Below are 19,458 nucleotides of genomic sequence, written 5' to 3' on the forward strand. Positions count from 1 at the left end.
GCTCAGGAGGTCGAAGCCCGCATCTGGCGCAAGGCGCGGAAGGCGCGGGTGCCGGAGCGCAGGGCGGATGGCGCTACGGGTTCAATTGCCGGCAGGAAACGGGGCTGCTGGACGGGCTGGTGCGCATCCAGGATCGGCTTCATGATGCCGCGAAGGTCGGATGCCGCGCAGGGCCCCGTGCTTGGTGCGCGCCGGACCTGGATGCCGTTACTTCGGCTGGAAGGTGTTCAGCACGGTGGTGAACTGCTGCCGGGCAGTGGTCCAGTCTCCCTCCGGTGCGGCCAGGTAGATCGCGTACTCGGTGCCGTTCGTCGCGACGAACGCCTGGTCGGAGGCGTGCCGCGGGCCGCGTTTGGTGTCGGTCCAGCTGAACTCCCACAGGGCACCAGGACTGCCCCGGTAGACGTTCGGCTGCAGAGTGATCTGCTGGTAGCCGGTCTGCTGGCCGACGGTCTGTTCCAGTTCCAGGAAGTGGGCCTCGGAGCTCTGCGCCGCGCCGGGGCTGATGCCGAACCGGAGCAGGTGGAGTCCACCGTCGGGCGAGTAGTCGATCTGGCCGCCGGTCTCGGTGCGGGTCCAGTTCTGCGGGACGGCGACGCGGAAGCCGGCCGGATCGTCCACCCATCGGAAGCCGGTCGGTGCCGGCCGGACGGTCTGCGCGGGAGAGGTCAACGGTGAGGTCGTGGGTGGGTTGGACGGTGGTTGTGAGGTCGGCGGCTGAGAGGTGGGGGCCTGGGTTGTCGGGGCCTGGGTCGCAGGCGGCTGAGAGCTCGGCGGAGTAGTGACCGGGGCGATGACGGTGGTGGTCTGTGGGGGCTTCTGCGAGCCGCTGTTGACCACCGCGAACACCACACCACCGGTCAGGAGCGCTACCAGTACGGCGCAAGCGACGATCAGCAGGTTTCGTCGGCGGTGACCGTCGCCGGGCGGGGCCGGTGGACTCGGGGTCGGCGCGGTGGGGACCGGTGCCGAGGGCGGCGCGGGCTGCGGGATCGGCGTCGGCAGTGGGATCGGGGTGGGCGGTGTGGTCTGGGTCGGGGCGTGGGGCTGGGTCGGGCCGGTAGTGGTGCGTGCGGCCTCGGCGAGCATGGTCAGCGCCTGGTCCGCCGTCGGACGCTCGGCCGGGTCCTTGCGCAGCAGCGCCTCGATGACTGGAGCGAGGGCACCCGCGTGCCGGGGCTCGGGGAGCGGATCGGCGATCACCGCCTGGAGGGTGCCCATGGTGGTGGTGCGGTGGAACGGCGACTGGCCCTCCACCGCCGCGTACAACGTGGCGCCCAGGGACCACAGGTCGGACTCGGGGCCGGGGCGGTGGCCGCTGACCCGCTCCGGGGCGACGTAGTCCGGCGAGCCGACGATGTCGCCGGTCCGGGTGAGTCCGGGTGCACCCTCCAGCAGCGCGATGCCGAAGTCGGTGAGCACCGCCCGTCCGCCACGCTCCAGCAGGACGTTGGCCGGCTTGACGTCCCGGTGCAGCACGCCGTGCCGGTGTGCCTGGTCGAGTGCCGCCAGTACCTGTTCACCGACCCTGGCGGCGTCGCGCGGGAGCAGGGTGCCCTCGGAGTCGATCACGTCGGCCAGGGAACGGCCGTCGATCAGCTCCATGACGATCCACGGCCTACCGTCCTGTTCCAGCACGTCGTAGACCGTGATCACCCCGGGATGCTTGATCTTCGCCGCCGCCCGGGCCTCCTGTTGCATCCGGGAGTTGAGCGTGGGCAGCTCGCGCTCCGGGATGCCGCTGACACTCAGTTCCTTCACGGCGACCGAGCGTTCCAGTTTGGTGTCCCGGGCCATCCAGACGGTGCCCATCCCACCGCGGCCCAGCTGCTCCTGCAGCAGGTAGCGGTCGGCGATCACTCGGCCGACGTCGGGCGCACCGTCGTCCTGAGAACTCATGCCGAACCCACTGTCCGTCCCTGTGGTGTCCCCGAGCTGCTGCTCCCAGTCTCCCGCCGCACGCCGTCCGGCGCGCCCCGGGCACACGGCGCCGACCGGGCTGCCCGCTGAACGGATCGTGCGGAGGGGAGGCCCTGGTTGAGTGGTCGTCAGACCGTGGGGCCAGAAGGGTTGTTCAGGGCAGCTCGGCCGCGAGGAGTTCGGTGATGATCTCGGTGCCGAGGGCGTAGGCCGGGACGCCGGCGGTGATGAGGGCGGTTTCGGTGACGCCGATGAGGTCGGTGAGGGTGGCGCCGGTGTGGAGGGCGCCTTGGGCGTGGATGCGGGCCGGGGTGGGGTGGTTGAGGGCGAGGAGTTGGCCGAAGTGGACGAGTTGTTGGACTCGGGGGCCGAGGGGGTTGTCGGTCAGGACGATGTGGCGGAGGGTGGCGAGGGCCTCTTCGGTGGGGAGGCGGTCGAGGTGTTGGGCCAGCTGGAGGCGGTCTTCGACGCCCTTGGGGACGGTGCCGAGGGTGGTGCGGTAGCGGGCGCGTACGGCTTCGGCGCGGGAGTCGGTCATGAGGCGGCCCGGGCGATCGAGGCCTGGACGGCGGCCAGGGCGCCGGCGGGGAAGTCGACGGCTCCGCCGAGGGCCACGGCGGCGAGTTCGGCTTCGGCGCTCTCCTCGATGGCGACTACGAGGTGGGCGGTGGCGGCCGAGTCGGGGCCGAAGACCAGGAGGCCGTGGTTGGCGAGGAGGACGGCGGAGGTTGTGGGGCGCTCGGAGAGGACCGCGGCGATGCCGCGGACGGAGACGTCCGACCCGCGCGGCCCCCACGGCACGACCGGGACGTCCTCGGGCTGGCCGAAGCGGAGCATCGGCTCGGTGCGGCACGGCAGTGGCCGGTGGGCCACGGCGAAGGCGGTGGCGGCGGGGGAGTGGGTGTGGATGATCGCGCCGACGTGGGGGCGGGCGCGGTAGACGGCGCTGTGCATGGCGATGATCTCGGTGCTGACGGAGCGGAGTTCGCCTTCGAGCAGCCGGCCGTCCAGGCTGACGATCGCGAGCTGTTCGGGCCGGAGGTCGCGGACGAAGCCCGGGGTGAGCAGGAAGCGGTCGTCGTCGAGCCGGGCGCTCAGGTTGGCGTGTCCGGAGTGGGACATCACCCCGGCCGTGAAGAGATCGGCGGCGGCTTCGACGAGTTGCCGGCGGACGAGTGCTGTGTCGGGCATGGCGGAGTACCTCCGAGGTCGGTCGGCAGCGGTTGCTGTCCGGACGCCGCCCACTCTTCAACTTGCACTAAGGTTTAAGTCAAGCGAGGAAGAGGGGGCTGGGGCGTGCGGTTGACGATCGGTCAGCTGGCCGAGGCCACCGCCGTGCCCGCCTCGGCCATCCGGTTCTGGGAACGGCACGGCCTGCTGCCCGAGCCCGAACGCCAGGGCGGCCAGCGGCGCTACCCGCCGGAGGCTGCCGAGCGGATCGTGGTGCTGCGCAAGTGCCAGCAGGCCGGTCTGACCCTGGCCGAGATCCGCGAGTTCCAGCTGGAGCAGGAGGCGCGGCAGGCGATGATCCGCAGCAAGATCGCCGAGGTCGAGCAGCGCATGGTCGACCTCGAACACGCCCACCAGCTGCTCACCCACGCCCTGCAGTGCGGGGAAGAGGACATCGTCCGCTGCCCGAAGTTCCGCGAGCAGATGGCGAGTTGGCGGACACCGTAGGACAAGTGAGAGGGCCCCGGTTCGATGGAACCGGGGCCCTCAGCCACAGAAGGGTCAGGCGGCGGTGAACCAGCCGAGCAGGTCGGCGATGGCGTGGGTGGGGGAGCCCGGGTTGTCGATGGTGAAGCGGCCGGTGGCGTCGACCGGGGTGGTGGTGTGGTTGGAGAGGGTGGCTCCGGTGGTGAAGTTGAGGTTGGAGACCGGGGGCCGGGGGGTGCCGGTGGCGTGGGTGGTGAGGTAGCCGGGGCCCTCGGGCTCGGTGACGGTGAGGTTGAGGACGGCTGCGGTGGCGCCGGTGGGGGCGGCGGCCGGGCTGACGGTGAGTGAGGTGTTCTGGGTCAGCTTGCCGGTGGTGCGGGTGTCCGCGACCCGGGTGGGGGTGAGCGGGGTGAAGAGGCTGGTGCCGCTCGGGCCGTAGGAGCCGAAGACGTCGACGATGACGTGGGTGAGGCCGCTGGGGTTGTAGACGGTAATGGTGCCGTCGGTGGCGATCGGGATCAGGGCCTGGTTGGAGACCGTCTGGCCCGGCAGGAAGTTGAGGTTGGAGACGGCCGGTCGGGTGATGTCGCTCGGGTACGCGGTGAGGTAGCCGCCGGTGGTGGGCTGAGTGGCCGTCAGGTTGACCAGCACGGCCTTGGCGTCGGCGGGCACACCGGCCTGGCCGGTCACCTGGACCTTGCGCGGGGTGGTGTCGAGGGCGCCGCCGGTGGTGCGGGTGTCGAGCAGACGGCCGGGCTGGACGGGGGCGAACTTCTCGCCGTACTTGGTGCCGTCGCCGTCGTAGTAGCCGACGATGTCGCCGATCACGTCGACCTGGCCGCCGCCGGAGTTGTAGATCCGGATCCGGTTGCTGGTGCCGGTCGGGACGGTGACCAGGTTGGCGACGGTCTGTCCGGCCCGGAAGTTGATGCTGGAGGCGAGCGGCCGCGCGGCGCCGTCCGGGTAGACGGTCAGGAAGCCGTCCTGGGTGGCGCCGGTGACGGTGAGGTTGAGGACCACGGCGACGGGGCGGTAGTACGGCACGTTGCCGGTGTTGTGCGGCCAGATGTTCAGCGTCTCGCCCGCGGTGAGCTTGCCCTGGTGGTCGCCGAGGGCGGTGCGGGTGTCGAGGAAGCGCTCCGGTGAGAGGGGCAGGTACCCGGCCGGCGCGTAGCGGACCTTGACCGTCTTGGTGACGGATTCGGTGCGGCCGCCCGCGTCGGTGACGGTCAGCTTGACCTGGTAGTCACCGGGGACGGCGTACAGGTGCGAGAAACCAGGATTGACCGTGGGTTCGCTGCCGTCGCCGTAGTCCATCACCTGCTTGGTGAGCTGCCAGGAGCTGGTGGTGGAGGCCGGGTCGAAGGAGTACGCGAGCGGCTCGAAGCCGGCTTCGATGCTGAAGTCGGGTACCAGCGGGGCTGGTTCGGTGACCTCGACCGCGTTGTTGTAGTCGGGGCTGACGACCCTGCCGCCGAGACCGTCGGTCACCGTGACCACGACGGAGAAGCGGCCGGTGGTGGGATAGGTGTGCTTGGCGGAGGGCGCGGTGGTGATCACGGGGGCGCTGCCGTCGCCGAAGTCGTAGCTGTAGCTCAGCTGGGTCGGCCAGAGGTTCCGCGCGGTGGCGGTGGCGGTGAACTCCAGCGGGTGCGGGCCCTTGTTGACACTCAGGCCGAGGTCCACCCTGCCCAGGCCGTGGAACTCGTGCGCGCCGATGTCGTACGCGGTGCCGCCGGGGCCGGTGTTGGGCATGGTCGGGTCGTCGATCAGGCCCTTGCCGAACACGTCCTCGGGCAACCGGGGCGCGGTCGGGTCGGCGGCGTCGATGGCGGGGGAGCGGCTCAGCAGCTTGAGCCGGTCGGGAGCGCCGTCGGTCGGTGTCGTCCTCGGGTCGGCGCTCAGGTCGCCCGCGCCCTGGGCTGAGGCCTGCTGGAAGGCCGCGGGAGTGCTGTACTGCGCGCCGCCCCAGCCGACCAGGTAGGGGAAGAGCAGGTTGTGGCCGAGCGTGCTGCCGGTGGCCGAGCCGGTGGCCACCGAGATGCCGTTCTGGGGCTGGCTGCAGGGCCAGGAGCCGGGCTTGGTGGCGACGATGTTGTTCTTCAGCACGGAGCCGGCCGAGGCCCCGGCGAGGCTGATCCCGGTGCCGCAGCCGACGGTGAGGGAGTTGTGGGTGATCACGGTGCCGGGGGCGTCGGTGGCCGAGATGCCCGGGCCGGTCGCGTCGACCAGGTCGTTGCCGGTGACCAGGGTGTTGCGTACCCCGGCGCCGATCGCGATGCCCTTGGAGTTGTAGAAGGCGGACCGGCTCACGGTCAGGTCGGTGGAGCTGCCGCGCAGCGCGACGGCGGGCGGGGCGTCGGTGGCGGCGACCACCAACAGCCCGTCCAGGGTGACCCGGGCGGAGTCGGTGACCACCGCCTTCTCCTGGCTCGACGACAGCCGGAAGTTCCGGACGACGACGTCGTGGACCCCGGTGGTGGTCAGGGCGGTGGGACTGTTGGTGACACCGAACCCGGCGGTGGGCCACCGGTCCCGGAAGCTGCCGGCGAAGACGATCGGCTGCTCCGGGGTGCCCGAGCGGGTCAGGGTCACCGACTCGGGGTAGCTGCCCTCGACCTGGACGGTCTGGCCGGGCTCGACCACCCGGGTGGCCGCGCCGATGGTGCAGTACGGCCGGGCGGCGGTGCCGGTGCCGGCGTCGGAGCAGTTCGCCGACGCGGCGTTGTTGACGTACAGGGTGGTGACGGCGGCCGAGGCCGCGGGTATGGGCAGGCCGAGCACGGCGAGGGCCGTGGCGGCGGAGATGCCGACGAACTGTCTGAGACGCAAGAGTGGTTCCCCCGTGTGATGTGGAGCAGGCGCCGCCCGCAGACTGCGAGGCGATCAGGAGCATTGTGACGATGACGACCTGTCATGTCAGTGCATTTCTTCGCCTTCCGGGCCGGCCCGCGGACTCCGTGGACGATCGAGCCGGGCGGGGTGCGGAGGCGGCGGATGACGGCCTTCCGAACCGGTGCGCGGAAGCGGAGCGGTCGCCCGGTCGGGGCGGTGGTGCGAACGCTCCGTTCCGGGCTCCGGCGCACGCCCCGGACGGGCTGACGGGGGGTCAGTCCAGAGGTTGGCCTCACGCTCACTGATGGCGGTATGTGTTTAGCCAGTCACGGAGGGTTGTGTTCCGATGGATCCTGTCCACCCTCACTGGCAGGCCGCGACGGAACGCGTGGCCCCCTGATCCGAGAGGTACACATGCCCCCCACCGTTAGTCGCGCCGCCGGCGCCCGTCGGCTGGCGCGTCGCGTCGGCATCGCGGGTGCGGCCCTGGTCGCCGTCGCGGCCCAGCTCCTGACCAGCCCGATCGCGGATGCCCGTGGCGGGGGTCAGCACCGGGTCGGCGACGACGTGATCCAGGCAAACCCTCTTCCGTTCACGACCAGGTTCGAGGGCGACTTCCACGGCTCGATCACCCGGATCAGCAACTCGCTGATGACCTGTGACGAGACCAAGCCCCCGCTGGACCCGGCGCAGCCGCCCTGTGAGCAGGCCCGGACGGGTGAGGGCACGCGGCCGATCAACAACAACTACCAGATGAAGTACGTCAACATCGATCCCGGCACCATCGGCCCGTTCGGCGACGCGATCTACTCCGCGAGCTCCGCCGACCTGGGTCTGATCGAGGGCTCGACGGTGAAGTACGCGCGGCTGTACTGGGGCGGCACCCGCGGCATCGAGGACGTGGTGCTGCCGGAGAGCCAGATCGACGAGGTCTACCTCAAGCTGCCGGGCGACACCACCTACACCAATATCGCCAACCAGCAGCCGTCCATCGGCTACATCACCACCGAGGCGGAGAGCAGCTACCAGGCCTCGGCGGACATCACCGACATGGTCAAGGCGAAGGGCAACGGCACCTACACCGTCGCCAACATGGACTCGGTGGTGAAGCCGCACAGCTGGGGCGGCTGGACGATCGTGGTCGCGTACGAGAACCCCTGCAAGCCGCTGCGCCACATCCACCTCTGGGACGGCTTCCAGGTGGAGCTGCCGGACAGCCCGCCCCGGGAGCTGAAGCTGACCGGCCTGCAGACCCCGCCGGTCGACGATGACGTCATCGGAAAGCTGGGCTTCGTGGTCTACGACGGTGACCTGAAGTGGACCGGTGACACCCTCGCCGTGCAGTCCACCAACGGCCCGCTGGCGAACTTCGTCGACCCGAACCACAAGGCCGACGACGCCTTCAACTCCACCATCGAGGAGCTGACCCCGGCCGACCAGTTCAACCGGGTGCCGTACAACCGGAACAACTTCGGCTACGACTCGAACCGTTGGGACATCTCCGACTTCCTGCGGGCCGGCGACACGGACATCACGGTGAAGTTCGACACCGACAAGGACGGCTACGACCTCGGCGTCTTCTACGCCTACGTGAACCTGGACTCGGCGGTGGAAGAGGGCTGACCCTCCGTCACCTGCCGCGCCCCCGCCTGCCGGGGGCGCGGCAGTCGCGTTCCCGGGCCCGGGCCGCCGCGCAGGCGGCGCTCCAACGGCCGTTCCACCCAACGGAACAGGGCTCCCGCCAGCGCGAGACTCACGCCGGCCAGCAGCAGCCACACCGCGAGCGTGGCGAACCCCGGCGCCGGGCGGCCGTAGAGCGCCAGCCAGGCCCGGAAGCCGATCTCGTGCACCAGGTACCAGGCGAACGACCAGTCACCCAGCCGGACCGACACCCGGTGCCCGAATCCGCTGCCGCCGCGCAGGTCGGCCTGGGCGGCGGCGGTGATCAGCAGTGCGAACAGCGGCGCGGAGAGCAACTGCGCGGCGGAGTACGGCCCGTACCAGAGGCTGTCCGGCACGGCTCGGTGCCAGGGGATCAGGGCCGCGTGGAAGCCGATCACCGCGAGCACGACGGGGCGCAACGGCAGCGGGCGGACCAGGCCGCGCCGGACGGCCAGCGCGGCGGCCGCGCCGAGCACGAACTGCGGGGTCCGGCTCAGCGGCAGGTAGTCCAACAGCCAGCTGCGCAGCGCCGGTTCGGACACCAGGGCACCGGCGAGCCAGAGCAGCGCGCCGAGCAGGACGCAGGCCGCCAGCACCGGCCCGGGCCGACGCCGGGTCAGGATCGGCAGCAGCAGGGGGAAGAGCAGGTAGAACCAGGCTTCGTCGCCGAGCGACCAGCCCGCTGGGTTGCCGCCCATCACCATCCCGTGCAGCCACGGGTGCAGCAGCGGCAGCGACCAGAGCGCGGCCGCCAGCGGGACGGCGGCGCCGATCGCCGCGTACACCGCCAGCGACAGGCCGGTGGTGAGCACGTGCAGCGGCCAGATCCGGGCCAGCCGACGGCGGTAGAACACCCGCGCGGGCACGGGCGAGTCGGCGTACGTCCAGGCCAGCACGAAGCCGGAGAGCACGAAGAAGAAGGTCACCCCGCTGCGGCCGTACCAGACCAGCGGGGAGAGCAGCGGCAACTCACCCAGCTGGCGGGAGAGGTGATAGAGCACCACCAGCAGGGCGGCCCAGAAGCGCAGCCCGGTGAGGGAGGGGAGTCGGATGGGCACACCGGGGTTAACGGGGCACCGGGCGACGGGGTGACGGGGCGGGGTGACGGGACGTCGGCCACGGCCGCCGGGCGCTCGCACACGTACGCTCGTACCGAACGGATGTGGCGGCAGAGAGGCGACCGTGGTGGCGGAGCGGAGCAGTCGGCTGGAAGTGCGCCTGGTGCGGCGGGGGTTCTCCGACCCGCAGGTCGCCGTCGGGCTGCTCGAGGAGCCCTGGCTGCACGGGCTGGCGGACGATCCGCTGCTGCTGGACGCGCTCGGCGCGACCGCCGACCCCGACCTCGCGCTGCTCGGCCTGGCCCGGCTGCTGGAGGCGCTCGACCCGGCCGAACGGCACACCCTGCGGGACACCCTGACCAGCTCCAAGCCGCTCCGCGACCGGCTGCTCTCGGTGCTCGGCGCCTCCACCGCGCTCGGCGACCACCTGGCCAGGCACCCCCGGGACTGGCACGCCCTGGTCACCTTCGAACTCCGCGACATCCACCCCGGCACCGAGGACTTCCGGCGCGAGCTGCACCGCCGGATGCGGACCGCGGGCACCGACCGGGCGGACGCGCTGCGGATCGCCTACCGGCGCTGCCTGCTGACCATCGCCGCCCGCGACCTGAGCGGCACCACCGACCTGCCGCAGACCGCCGCCGAACTGGCCGACCTGGCCGGCGCTACCCTGCAGACCGCGCTGGAGATCGCCGCCGAGGAGGACCCGGAGTCGGCCGGACGCTGCCGGCTCGCGGTGATCGGCATGGGCAAGTGCGGCGGCCGCGAGCTCAACTACGTCTCCGACGTGGACGTGATCTTCGTCGCCGAACCGCAGGAGGGTGTCGAGGAGCACCTGGCGATGCAGGCCGGCACCCGGCTGGCCGCCCGGCTGACCCGGCTCTGCGCGGACACCACCGGCGAGGGCACCATCTGGCCGGTGGACGCCAACCTGCGCCCCGAGGGCCGCAACGGGCCGCTGGTCCGCACCCTGGCCAGCCACCTGGCGTACTACCAGCGCTGGGCCAAGACCTGGGAGTTCCAGGCCCTGCTGAAGGCCCGTCCGGTGGCGGGCGACGCCGAGCTCGGCGCCGCGTACGCCGAGGCCACCGCCGCGCTGGTCTGGCAGGCCGCCGAGCGGGACAACTTCGTCGCCGACGTCCAGCAGATGCGCCGCCGGGTGGTGGACGCGATCCCCGCCCGCGAGGTGGACCGGCAGCTCAAGCTCGGCCCCGGCGGGCTGCGCGACGTCGAGTTCGCGGTGCAGCTGCTGCAGTTGGTGCACGGCCGCACCGACCTCCGGCTGCACAGCCCCACCACCCTGCAGGCGCTGGAGGCACTCAGCGCGGGCGGCTACGTCGGCCGGGCCGACGCCGCCTCACTGGACGCCGCGTACCGCTTCCTGCGCGCGATGGAGCACCGGATCCAGCTGCACCGGCTGCGCCGCACCCACCTGATGCCCACCGACCCGGCCGACCTGCGCCGACTGGCCCGCTCGCTCGCCGCGCACATCAACGACGACACCAACGCCGACCCGGTGGCCGCGCTCCAGCGGGAGTGGAAGCGGCACGCGGTCGAGGTCAGGCGGCTGCACGAGAAGCTGTTCTACCGCCCGCTGCTGGACGCCGTGGCCGAGCTGCCGGCCGGTGTGATCGGGCTCTCCAACGAGGCGGCCAAGGCCCGGCTCGAGGCTCTCGGCTACGCCGATCCGGCGGCCGCGCTGCGCCACCTGAGCGCGCTCGCCTCCGGGGTGAGCCGCAAGGCCGCGATCCAGCGCACCCTGCTGCCGGTGCTGCTCGGCTGGTTCGCCGACTCGGCCGACCCCGACGCCGGGCTGTTGAACTTCCGTCAGGTCTCCGACGCGCTCGGCCGCACCCCCTGGTACCTGCGGCTGCTGCGGGACGAGAGCGCGGCCGCCGAACAGCTGGCCCGGGTGCTCTCGGCCGGCCGACTGGCCCCCGACCTGCTGCTCCGGGCCCCCGAGGCGGTGGCCATGCTCGGCGACCCGCAGGGCCTCCAGCCGCGCGGGCGGGTGGCACTGACCCAGGAGATCCAGGCCGCCGTCGGCCGGGCCGGATCGGCCGCCGCCGGGGTCGCCGCGGCCCGCGCCGTCCGCCGCCGGGAGCTGTTCCGGACCTCCGCCGCCGACGTGCTGGGCCGCTTCGACGAGGAGCCCGGCGCCGCCGTGGACGCGGCGGGCGAGGCGCTCACCGTCCTGAACGCCGCCACCCTGCAGGGTGCGCTGCAGGCCTGCGTGGCCGAGTGGGAGGCCGCCAACGGCGAGCTGCCGACCAGGCTCGCGGTGATCGCGATGGGCCGGTTCGGCGGACGCGAGATGGGCTATGGCTCGGACGCGGACGTGCTCTTCGTGCACGAGCCGCTGCTCGGAGTGCTGGACCAGGACGCCGCCAAAGCCGCATTCACGGTCTGCAACCAGCTGCGGACGCTGCTCGCCTCGCCGTCCACCGAACCGCCGCTGCTGGTCGACGCCGACCTCCGGCCGGAGGGCCGGCAGGGCCCGCTGGTCCGGACGCTGGGCTCGTACGAGGCGTACTACCGGCGCTGGTCGCACGTCTGGGAGTTCCAGGCCCTGCTGCGGGCCGAACCGGTCGCGGGCGACCCCGGGCTGGGGGAGCGGTTCCGGGCGCTGATCGACCCGCTGCGGTACCCCGGGGCCGGGGTGCCCACCCAGGACCTGCTGGAGATCCGCCGGATCAAGGCCCGGATCGAGGCCGAGCGCCTGCCGCGCGGGGCCGACCCGACCACCCACACCAAGATCGGGCGGGGCGGTCTGGCGGACGTGGAGTGGACGGTGCAGCTGCTCCAGCTGCAGCACGGGCACGTGGTGCCCGGCCTGCGGACCACCCGGACCCGGGCCGCCCTCGCGGCGGCGGTCGACGCCGGGCTGGTCGGGGCGGAGGACGCGGCGGTGCTGGACGCGGCGTGGGTGCTGGCGTCGCGGGTACGCAGTGCGGTGATGCTGGTCCGCGGCCGGCCGGGGGACAGCTTCCCCGGGGAGGCCCGCGAACTGGCCGGCGTGGCCCGCTACCTCGGCTACGGCTCCGGCCACACGGGCGAGCTGGTCGACGACTACCGCCGCACCACGCGGCGGGCCCGAGCCGTGGTGGAGGACCTTTTCTACGGTTAAAAGTTGCACTGTCCAGGGGCTCGGGGAACTGCGAGGAGATCTGGCGTTCGGGTCACTGCGAAAGTGCCTGACCATCTACACAGGTGCAACGCTCCAGAGGTCGGCGTCGCAGTTCCCCGAGCCCCTGGTCTCAGTGGCTGACCTTCGTGAGAGTCCACTGTTCCGGGACCGTCAGGTCGTCCGTGGGGGCGCCCTTGGTGCGGGGGAGTTGGTAGACCCAGACGTGGTAGAGCAGGCGGGCGGCCGTGAAGCCGAGGGCCAGGCAGAGGGCGCCGCCGACCGCGTCCATCCAGAAGTGGTTGGCGGTGGAGACGATGACCAGCAGGGTGAGGGCGGGGTAGAGCAGGCCGAGCGCCCGGACCCAGGCCGCGCGGGCCAGGAAGAAGATGGTCAGGCCGCACCAGAGCGACCACCCGATGTGCATCGAGGGCATCGCCGCGTACTGGTTGGAGACGCTGGCCGCCGCGCCGGAGGCCATCGAGCCCCAGGTGTCGTGCACCTTGACGGTGTCGATGAAGCCGCCGCCGGTCATCAGGCGGGGCGGGGCGAGCGGGTAGAAGTAGAACCCGATCAGGGCCAGGCCGGTGGTGACGAAGAGCACCGTGCGGGCGGCCGCGTAGCGGCCGGGGTGGGAGCGGTAGAGCCAGACCAGCACGCCTATGGTCACGATGAAGTGCAGCGTGGCGTAGTAGTAGTTCATCCCGACGATCAGCCAGCCGACCGAGTCGACCGCGTGGTTGATGCCGTGCTCGACCGCGACGCCGAGGCGCTGCTCGAGGTCCCAGATCCAGGTCGCGTGCCGCTGGGCGATGACGTCCTGCTCGGGCACCGCGTTGCGGACCAGGGAGTACAGCCAGTAGCTGACCCCGATCAGGGCGAGTTCGAACCAGAGCCGGGGCCTGGCCGGGGAGCGGCGCTGGTCCCGGATGCGGCTGCGGACGGCTGCGCCGGTGGACTGGGCGGCGCGGGTGGCTCCGTCCGGTCGGTGGCCGGTACGGCCTTCGCCCGGGACGGAACCGGCCTGCGCCGCCGCCTGGCCGCCTGCGGCGTCGGCTGCGAACTGCTCGGTCGATTCCCCCATGGGCGAGAAGTCTGCCAGACGGCTCGTGGCCGTCTGCTCATCCTGCGGTAGTGGATTCTTCACCGCCTGTCCCCCTTCCGGGGTACGGGGCTGGGTACCGGGGTCTGACATGGGGTCCATTGTGACTCGTTCGGGGGCGGCCGGTCGACGCGACCCCCGGCCCGGCGGTCGGCAGGCAACGGTTCGGTCAAGACCACGACTGCAACCTTTTCTGCATCTTGCTGAAACATTTTGCAGCCGCTAGCGTCCAGCCACCCAACGACGACGAGCCGCCTCAAGGGAGCCCGCAGTGGCCGAAGCCCAGCCCCGCCGCCCACGGAGCACGACCCCCTACCGACGCCCCGGCCGTACGGCCGTGCTGATCGCGGCCTCGCTGCTGGCGACCGGGCTGGGGGCCGCCCCGCTGGCGATGGCCGCCCCGGCCGGGCCGCCGTCCGACCAGGCGATGGCCGCGCAGGCGGACCGGCACGACCTGACCCGGGAGCAGTTCTACTTCGTGCTGCCGGACCGGTTCGCCAACGGTGAGCCGAAGAACGACACGGGCGGCCTCACCGGCACCCGGCTGGAGACCGGCCTCGACCCGGCCGACAAGGGCTTCTACCACGGTGGTGACCTGCAGGGCCTGATAGACAAGCTGGACTACGTCCAGGGCCTGGGCACCACCGCGATCTGGATGGCCCCGCTGTTCAAGAACCGCCCGGTGCAGGGCACCGGCGCGGACGCCTCGGCCGGGTACCACGGCTACTGGATCACCGACTTCACCCAGGTCGACCCGCACTTCGGCACCAACGCCCAGCTCAAGGAGCTGATCGCGAAGGCGCACAGGAAGGGCATCAAGGTCTTCTTCGACGTCATCACCAACCACACCGCCGACGTCGTCGACTACACCGAGGGCAAGTACGACTACCGCTCGGCCGGCGCCTACCCGACGCTGGACGCGGACGGGAACCCGGTGGACGAGACCGCCGTCGCCGACGCGGCCGCCCAGTGGCCGAAGATCGGCGCGAACTCGTTCCCCTACACGCCGTCCTTTCGGAGCGAGGCGGACAAGAAGGCCAAGACCCCGTCCTGGCTGAACGACCCCGCGCTCTACCACAACCGGGGCAACTCGACCTTCGTCGGCGAGTCCTCGACCGAGGGCGACTTCTCCGGGCTGGACGACCTGGACACCCAGAACCCCCGGGTGGTCGAGGGCATGAAGCAGATCTACCAGACCTGGGTGAAGGAGAGCGGGGTCGACGGCTTCCGGATCGACACCGTCAAGCACGTCAACATGGCCTTCTGGTCGCAGTGGGCGCCCGCGCTCAAGCAGTACGCCGCCGAGCGGGGCAACAAGGACTTCTTCATGTTCGGCGAGGTCTACTCCGGCGACCCGTCGGTCACCGCGCCGTACGTGACCAAGGGCAAGCTGCAGGCCACCCTGGACTTCGCGTTCCAGGAGAGCGCCCGCAAGTACGTCTCGCAGGGCGGCTCGGCGAAGGCGCTCGCCGAGCTGTACGCGCAGGACTTCCGCTACACGACGGCCGACACCAACGCGTACGAGCTGCCGACCTTCCTCGGCAACCACGACATGGGCCGGTTCGGCAGCTTCCTGCAGAGCGACAACCCGGGAGCCTCGGCCGAGCAGCTGCTGCAGAAGGACCGGTTCGCCAACGAGCTGATGTTCCTGACCCGGGGTCAGCCGGTGGTCTACTACGGCGACGAGCAGGGCTTCACCGGCGCGGGCGGCGACAAGGACGCCCGGCAGGACATGTTCGCCTCGAAGACCGGCTCCTACAACAGCGACACCGTGATCGGCGGCAGCAAGGGCTCGGCCGACCGGTACGGACAGGACGGCGCGCTGTACCGGGGGATCAGCACCCTGGCCGCGCTGCGCAAGGCGCACCCGGCGCTGGCCGACGGCGCGCAGGTCGAGCGGTACGCGGCGGACGGCGCGGGCGTGTACGCGTTCTCCCGGATCGACGCGAAGCAGCAGGTCGAGTACCTGGTCGCGGTGAACAACTCGGCCGAGCAGAAGACCGTCACGCTGGACACCTTCTCGGCGGGCATGGAGTTCCAGCAGCTCTACCCGGCCGCCGGGACGAAGACCACCAGCGGCGCCGACCGCAAGGTCACCGTGACCGTGCCCGCGTACTCCTCGGTGGTGCACCAGGCGGCGGGGAAGCTCGCCAAGCCGGCCGCCGCGCCCCAACTCGCCCTGAAGGCACCCGAGAACGGCTCGACCGGCACCGTCACGATCGGCGCCGAGGTGCCGGGCGGCGGCTTCAACCGGGTCTCGTTCGCCGCGCAGGTCGGTAACGGCCCCTGGCAGCAGCTCGGTTCGGCCGACAACGGTACGTACCGGGTCACCCAGGACCTGACCGGGGTCGCGCCCGGCACCGTGGTCCGGTACAAGGCGGTGGTCAAGGACTCCGGCGGCAACCTCCGTTCCGCCGGCGGGAGTTTCACCACCGGCACCCCCGCGCCCAAGCCGGTGCCGAGCGCCACCTCGCGCCCGTACGCGGTCGTGCACTACCAGCGGAAGAACGCCGACTACGACGGCTGGAACATGTACGCCTGGGGCGACCTGGCCGACGGCGAGTCCACCCCCTGGCCGGACGGGCACGGCTTCACCGGGCGGGACGCCTACGGGGCCTTCGCCTACGTGAAGTTGAAGAGCGGCGCGGCCGACGTCGGCTTCGTGGTGGAGAAGGGCGGCAGCAAGGACGGCGAGGCCGACCGGCACATCGACCTGGGTGCCACCGGTGAGGTCTGGGTCAAGGAGGGCGACCCGAACGTCTACACCAAGAACCCCGACCCGGCCGTCCCGGTGCCCGCCGACACGGCGGTGATCCACTACCAGCGGGCCGACGGCAAGTACGACGGCTGGGGCCTGCACGACTGGACCGGCGCGGCCACCCCGACCGACTGGGGCAACCCCCTGATGCCGGCCCGCAAGGACTCCTACGGCGCGGTCTTCGAGGTGCCGCTGGCGGCGGGGGCGACCAGCCTCAGCTACATCCTGCACAACGGCAACGACAAGGACCTGCCCAACGACCAGTCGCTGAACTTCGCCACCAGCGGCCGGGAGATCTGGATCATCGGCGGCCGGGAGGGCCACCTGCTGCCGCAGGCGGCCGGCAGCTCCGCACAGCTCGACCTCACCTCGGCCCGGGCCCAGTGGATCGACGCGAGGACCGTACTGGTTCCGGCCAACTACGGTGCGGGGGACAGCGCGTTGGCGGGTGGCACCAGCGCCCAGCTGATCTACGACGCCGAGGGCGGCCTCAGCGTCGACAAGGGCGTGCTGAGCAAGCCGGGCCAGTGGATCCGACTCAACCCGGGCACCCTGACGGACGCTCAGAAGGCCAAGTACCCGCACCTGGCGGGCTACCGGGCCTTCACCGTGGACGGCCGGGACGCCGGGCGGATCGGCAAGGCGCTGCGCAGCCAGCTGATCTTCACCGAGCACCTGCCGAGCGGCGCGGCGCTGGCCGCCACCGGCGTACAGATCCCGGGCGTGCTGGACGACCTGTACGCGGCCAAGGCCGCCAAGGCCCAACTCGGCCCGGTCTACCGGAAGTCCGAGGGCTGGGGCTGGTGGGGCGACGACCGCACGGTGACCCTGTCGCTCTGGGCGCCGACCGCCACCGAGGTCTCGGTCCAGCTCTTCGACCAGGCCACCGGCGGTACACCGAGGACGGTGCCGCTGCGCCGGGACGAGGCGACCGGGGTCTGGTCGCTGACCCGGGACGCCGACGAGCTGGACGGCAAGTACTACCTGTACCAGGTCAAGGTCTGGGCGCCGAGCGTCCGGCAGAACGTCACCAACCTGGTCACCGACCCGTACTCGGTGGCGCTCTCGGCGGACTCCAAGCGCAGCCTGGTGGCCGATCTGACGGCCCGTGACACCAAGCCGCGCGGCTGGGACGCGCACCGCTCGCCGCAGGCGGTGCCGGCGAACCGGCAGCAGATCCAGGAGCTGCACGTCCGGGACTTCTCCTCGGCGGACGCCACCGTGCCCGCCGCCGAGCGGGGCACCTACAAGGCGTTCACCGAGTCGAAGTCGGCCGGGATGCAGCACCTGCGCGAGCTGGCGAAGGCGGGTGTCACCACCATCCACCTGCTGCCGACCTTCGACATCGCCACCGTCCGGGAGAACCGGGCCGACCAGAAGCTGCCCGCCTGCGACCTGAACTCCCTTGCGGCGGACAGCGAGCAGCAGCAGGAGTGCGTGGCGGCGGTCAAGGCCGAGGACGCGTACAACTGGGGCTACGACCCGCTGCACTACACCGTCCCGGAGGGCTCGTACGCCACCGAGGCGACCGGCACGGCGCGCACCGTGCAGTTCCGCGAGATGGTGCAGGCGATGCACGAGGCGGGTCTGCGAGTGGTGCTGGACGTGGTCTACAACCACACCGCGGCGGCCGGTCAGGCCGAGCACTCGGTGCTCGACAAGGTGGTGCCCGGCTACTACCAACGGCTCAGCGACGCGGGCGCGGTGACCACCGACAGCTGCTGCGCGGACACCGCGCCGGAGCACGCGATGATGAACAAGCTGGTGGTCGACTCGGTGCTGACCTGGGCGAAGGAGTACCGGGTCGACGGCTTCCGGTTCGACCTGATGGGCCTGGACCCGAAGCAGACCATGCTGGACGTCCAGTCGGCGCTGCACGGGCTGAGCAAGGAGCGCGACGGGGTCGAGGGGAAGGACGTCTTCCTCTACGGCGAGGGCTGGAACTTCGGCGTGGTGGCCAACAACTCCCGCTTCGAGCAGGCGAGTCAGCTCAACATGGCGGGCACCGGCATCGCCACCTTCAACGACCGGGTGCGGGACGCGGCCCGGGGCGGCAACTTCATGCTGAACTCGGCGCCCCAGCAGGGCTTCGCCTCCGGCCTGTACACCGATCCCAACGGGTCGGCGGCGAACGGGACTTCGGCCGAGCAGAAGGCCCGGCTGCTGCACCAGATGGACCAGATCAAGGTCGGTCTGACCGGCAACCTGGCGGGCTACGCGTTCACCGACAGCAGCGGAACGGCCGTCACCGGCGCGGGAGTCGACTACAACGGCGCCCCGACCGGCTACGCGGCCAACCCCGGTGAAGCGGTCGAGTACGTCGACGCGCACGACAACACCGACCTGTTCGACGCGCTGGCCTACAAGCTGCCGACCACGACCGCCCCGGCGGACCGGGCCCGGATGCAGGCGCTCGGCCTTTCGCTGACCGCGCTGAGCCAGGGGCCCGGCTTCGCCCAGGCCGGCAGTGACCTGCTGCGTTCCAAGTCGCTGGACGCCAACTCCTTCGACTCCGGTGACTGGTTCAACTCGATCCAGTGGGACTGCACCAAGGGCAACGGCTGGGGCCGGGGCCTGCCGATGGCGGCCGACAACAAGGAGATGTGGCCGACCGCCAAGTCGCTGCTGGCCGATCCCCGGCTGACCGTGGGCTGCAACGAGATTCAGGCCACCGGCGCGCAGTACCGGCAGTTCCTCCGGATCCGGCAGTCCTCGCCGCTGTTCGCGCTGAACAGCGCGGCCGAGGTGCAGAAGCGGCTGTCCTTCCCGCTGTCGGGCACGGCGGCCGAGACGCCCGGGGTGATCACCCTGCACCTGGACGGCACCGGCCTGCGCGGCGCGGAGCAGGGCATCACCGTGGTGTTCAACGCCACCCCGACCGCTCAGCAGCAGACCGTGGCCGGCCTGAAGGGCACCCGTCAGTCGCTGCACCAGGTGCAGGCGCAGGGGGCCGATCCGGTGGTGAAGGGGGCCTCCTTCACGGCTCCCACCGGCACCTTCACCGTTCCCGCCCGTACGGTCGCGGTGTTCGTACAGGGTTAGTTGGCTTGAAACAGTCGCCCGGCGGCTTCGGTGGTGACACCGGAGCCCCGGGCGGCGCTGTTTCCGGCGGCCCTCCGGGTGGGGTACGGACAACCGACCGACCGTCCGGACGGGGCAGGACTGGCGCACTGTTCAGCACCGATGGGGCGGATGCGAAGCGCGGCCGGGAACATGACAACCATCGCCACGAGGGTCTTGCGGGCCCGTCGGCCTGACACTCCGTCAGCGCACGGGTGCCTGGGTCGGTTATCGGCCAAACCGTGGCATGCATCTGTCATTCATCACTCGTTTGCTGCCACGA

General features: G+C 71.4%; 10 protein-coding genes. 4 read left to right on the plus strand and 6 right to left on the minus strand.

Annotated features, from left to right (window positions below; translation table 11 throughout):
* Nucleotides 1-207 precede the first annotated feature (207 nt).
* The 3 genes from F4556_RS26940 to F4556_RS26950 all read right to left on the minus strand — a co-directional run bounded on the left by F4556_RS26940 (nt 208) and on the right by F4556_RS26950 (nt 3,111).
* Nucleotides 208-1,899 (minus strand): serine/threonine protein kinase, encoded by a 1,692-nt coding sequence (locus tag F4556_RS26940; protein WP_184920455.1) that lies wholly within the window; start codon nt 1,897-1,899, stop codon nt 208-210.
* Nucleotides 1,900-2,074: 175 nt separating this feature from the next.
* The gene (locus F4556_RS26945) at nt 2,075-2,458 is read right to left on the minus strand and encodes a carboxymuconolactone decarboxylase family protein (protein WP_184920457.1); all 384 of its coding nucleotides are present in this window, start codon (nt 2,456-2,458) and stop codon (nt 2,075-2,077) included.
* Complete coding sequence (locus F4556_RS26950; RefSeq protein WP_184920459.1) at nt 2,455-3,111, minus strand: class II aldolase/adducin family protein; 657 nt, start codon at nt 3,109-3,111, stop codon at nt 2,455-2,457. Before F4556_RS26950 ends, F4556_RS26945 begins: the two co-directional genes overlap by 4 nt.
* Before the next feature lie 105 nt (nt 3,112-3,216).
* Here F4556_RS26950 and F4556_RS26955 point away from each other — a divergent pair, with 105 nt between their 5' ends.
* On the plus strand, nt 3,217-3,597 hold the full coding sequence (locus F4556_RS26955) for a MerR family transcriptional regulator (protein WP_184920461.1): 381 nt from the start codon (nt 3,217-3,219) through the stop codon (nt 3,595-3,597).
* A gap of 54 nt (nt 3,598-3,651) precedes the next feature.
* Here the strand turns inward: F4556_RS26955 and F4556_RS26960 are convergent, their stop codons facing one another.
* A complete protein-coding gene (locus tag F4556_RS26960) occupies nt 3,652-6,408 on the minus strand; it encodes a PKD domain-containing protein (protein WP_184920463.1) in 2,757 nt (918 codons plus the stop codon).
* 417 nt (nt 6,409-6,825) lie between these two features.
* Here F4556_RS26960 and F4556_RS26965 point away from each other — a divergent pair, with 417 nt between their 5' ends.
* Entirely contained in the window at nt 6,826-8,034 is a 1,209-nt protein-coding gene (locus F4556_RS26965; RefSeq protein WP_246511091.1) for a hypothetical protein, read from the plus strand.
* On the opposite strand, the gene F4556_RS26970 is transcribed toward F4556_RS26965, so the two are convergent.
* Nucleotides 7,998-9,131: an acyltransferase family protein gene (locus F4556_RS26970; RefSeq protein ID WP_184920464.1), complete on the minus strand. Its 1,134-nt coding sequence runs from the start codon at nt 9,129-9,131 to the stop codon at nt 7,998-8,000. The genes F4556_RS26965 and F4556_RS26970 overlap by 37 nt on opposite strands.
* Before the next feature lie 124 nt (nt 9,132-9,255).
* Here F4556_RS26970 and F4556_RS26975 point away from each other — a divergent pair, with 124 nt between their 5' ends.
* A complete protein-coding gene (locus tag F4556_RS26975; RefSeq protein WP_184920466.1) occupies nt 9,256-12,258 on the plus strand; it encodes a bifunctional [glutamine synthetase] adenylyltransferase/[glutamine synthetase]-adenylyl-L-tyrosine phosphorylase in 3,003 nt (1,000 codons plus the stop codon).
* Nucleotides 12,259-12,388: 130 nt separating this feature from the next.
* On the opposite strand, the gene F4556_RS26980 is transcribed toward F4556_RS26975, so the two are convergent.
* Nucleotides 12,389-13,339 carry a phosphatase PAP2 family protein gene (locus tag F4556_RS26980; RefSeq protein WP_184920467.1) on the minus strand — a complete coding sequence of 317 codons (951 nt, stop codon included), beginning with the start codon at nt 13,337-13,339 and terminating at the stop codon, nt 12,389-12,391.
* Nucleotides 13,340-13,628: 289 nt separating this feature from the next.
* On the opposite strand from F4556_RS26980, the gene pulA reads away from it, so the two are divergent.
* Nucleotides 13,629-19,157, plus strand: coding sequence for a pullulanase-type alpha-1,6-glucosidase (gene pulA / locus F4556_RS26985; protein ID WP_313068675.1), 5,529 nt, complete (start codon nt 13,629-13,631; stop codon nt 19,155-19,157).
* Nucleotides 19,158-19,458 lie beyond the last annotated feature (301 nt).

It is taken from the genome of Kitasatospora gansuensis, from assembly GCF_014203705.1.
GTDB classification, from domain to species: Bacteria; Actinomycetota; Actinomycetes; order Streptomycetales; family Streptomycetaceae; genus Kitasatospora; species Kitasatospora gansuensis.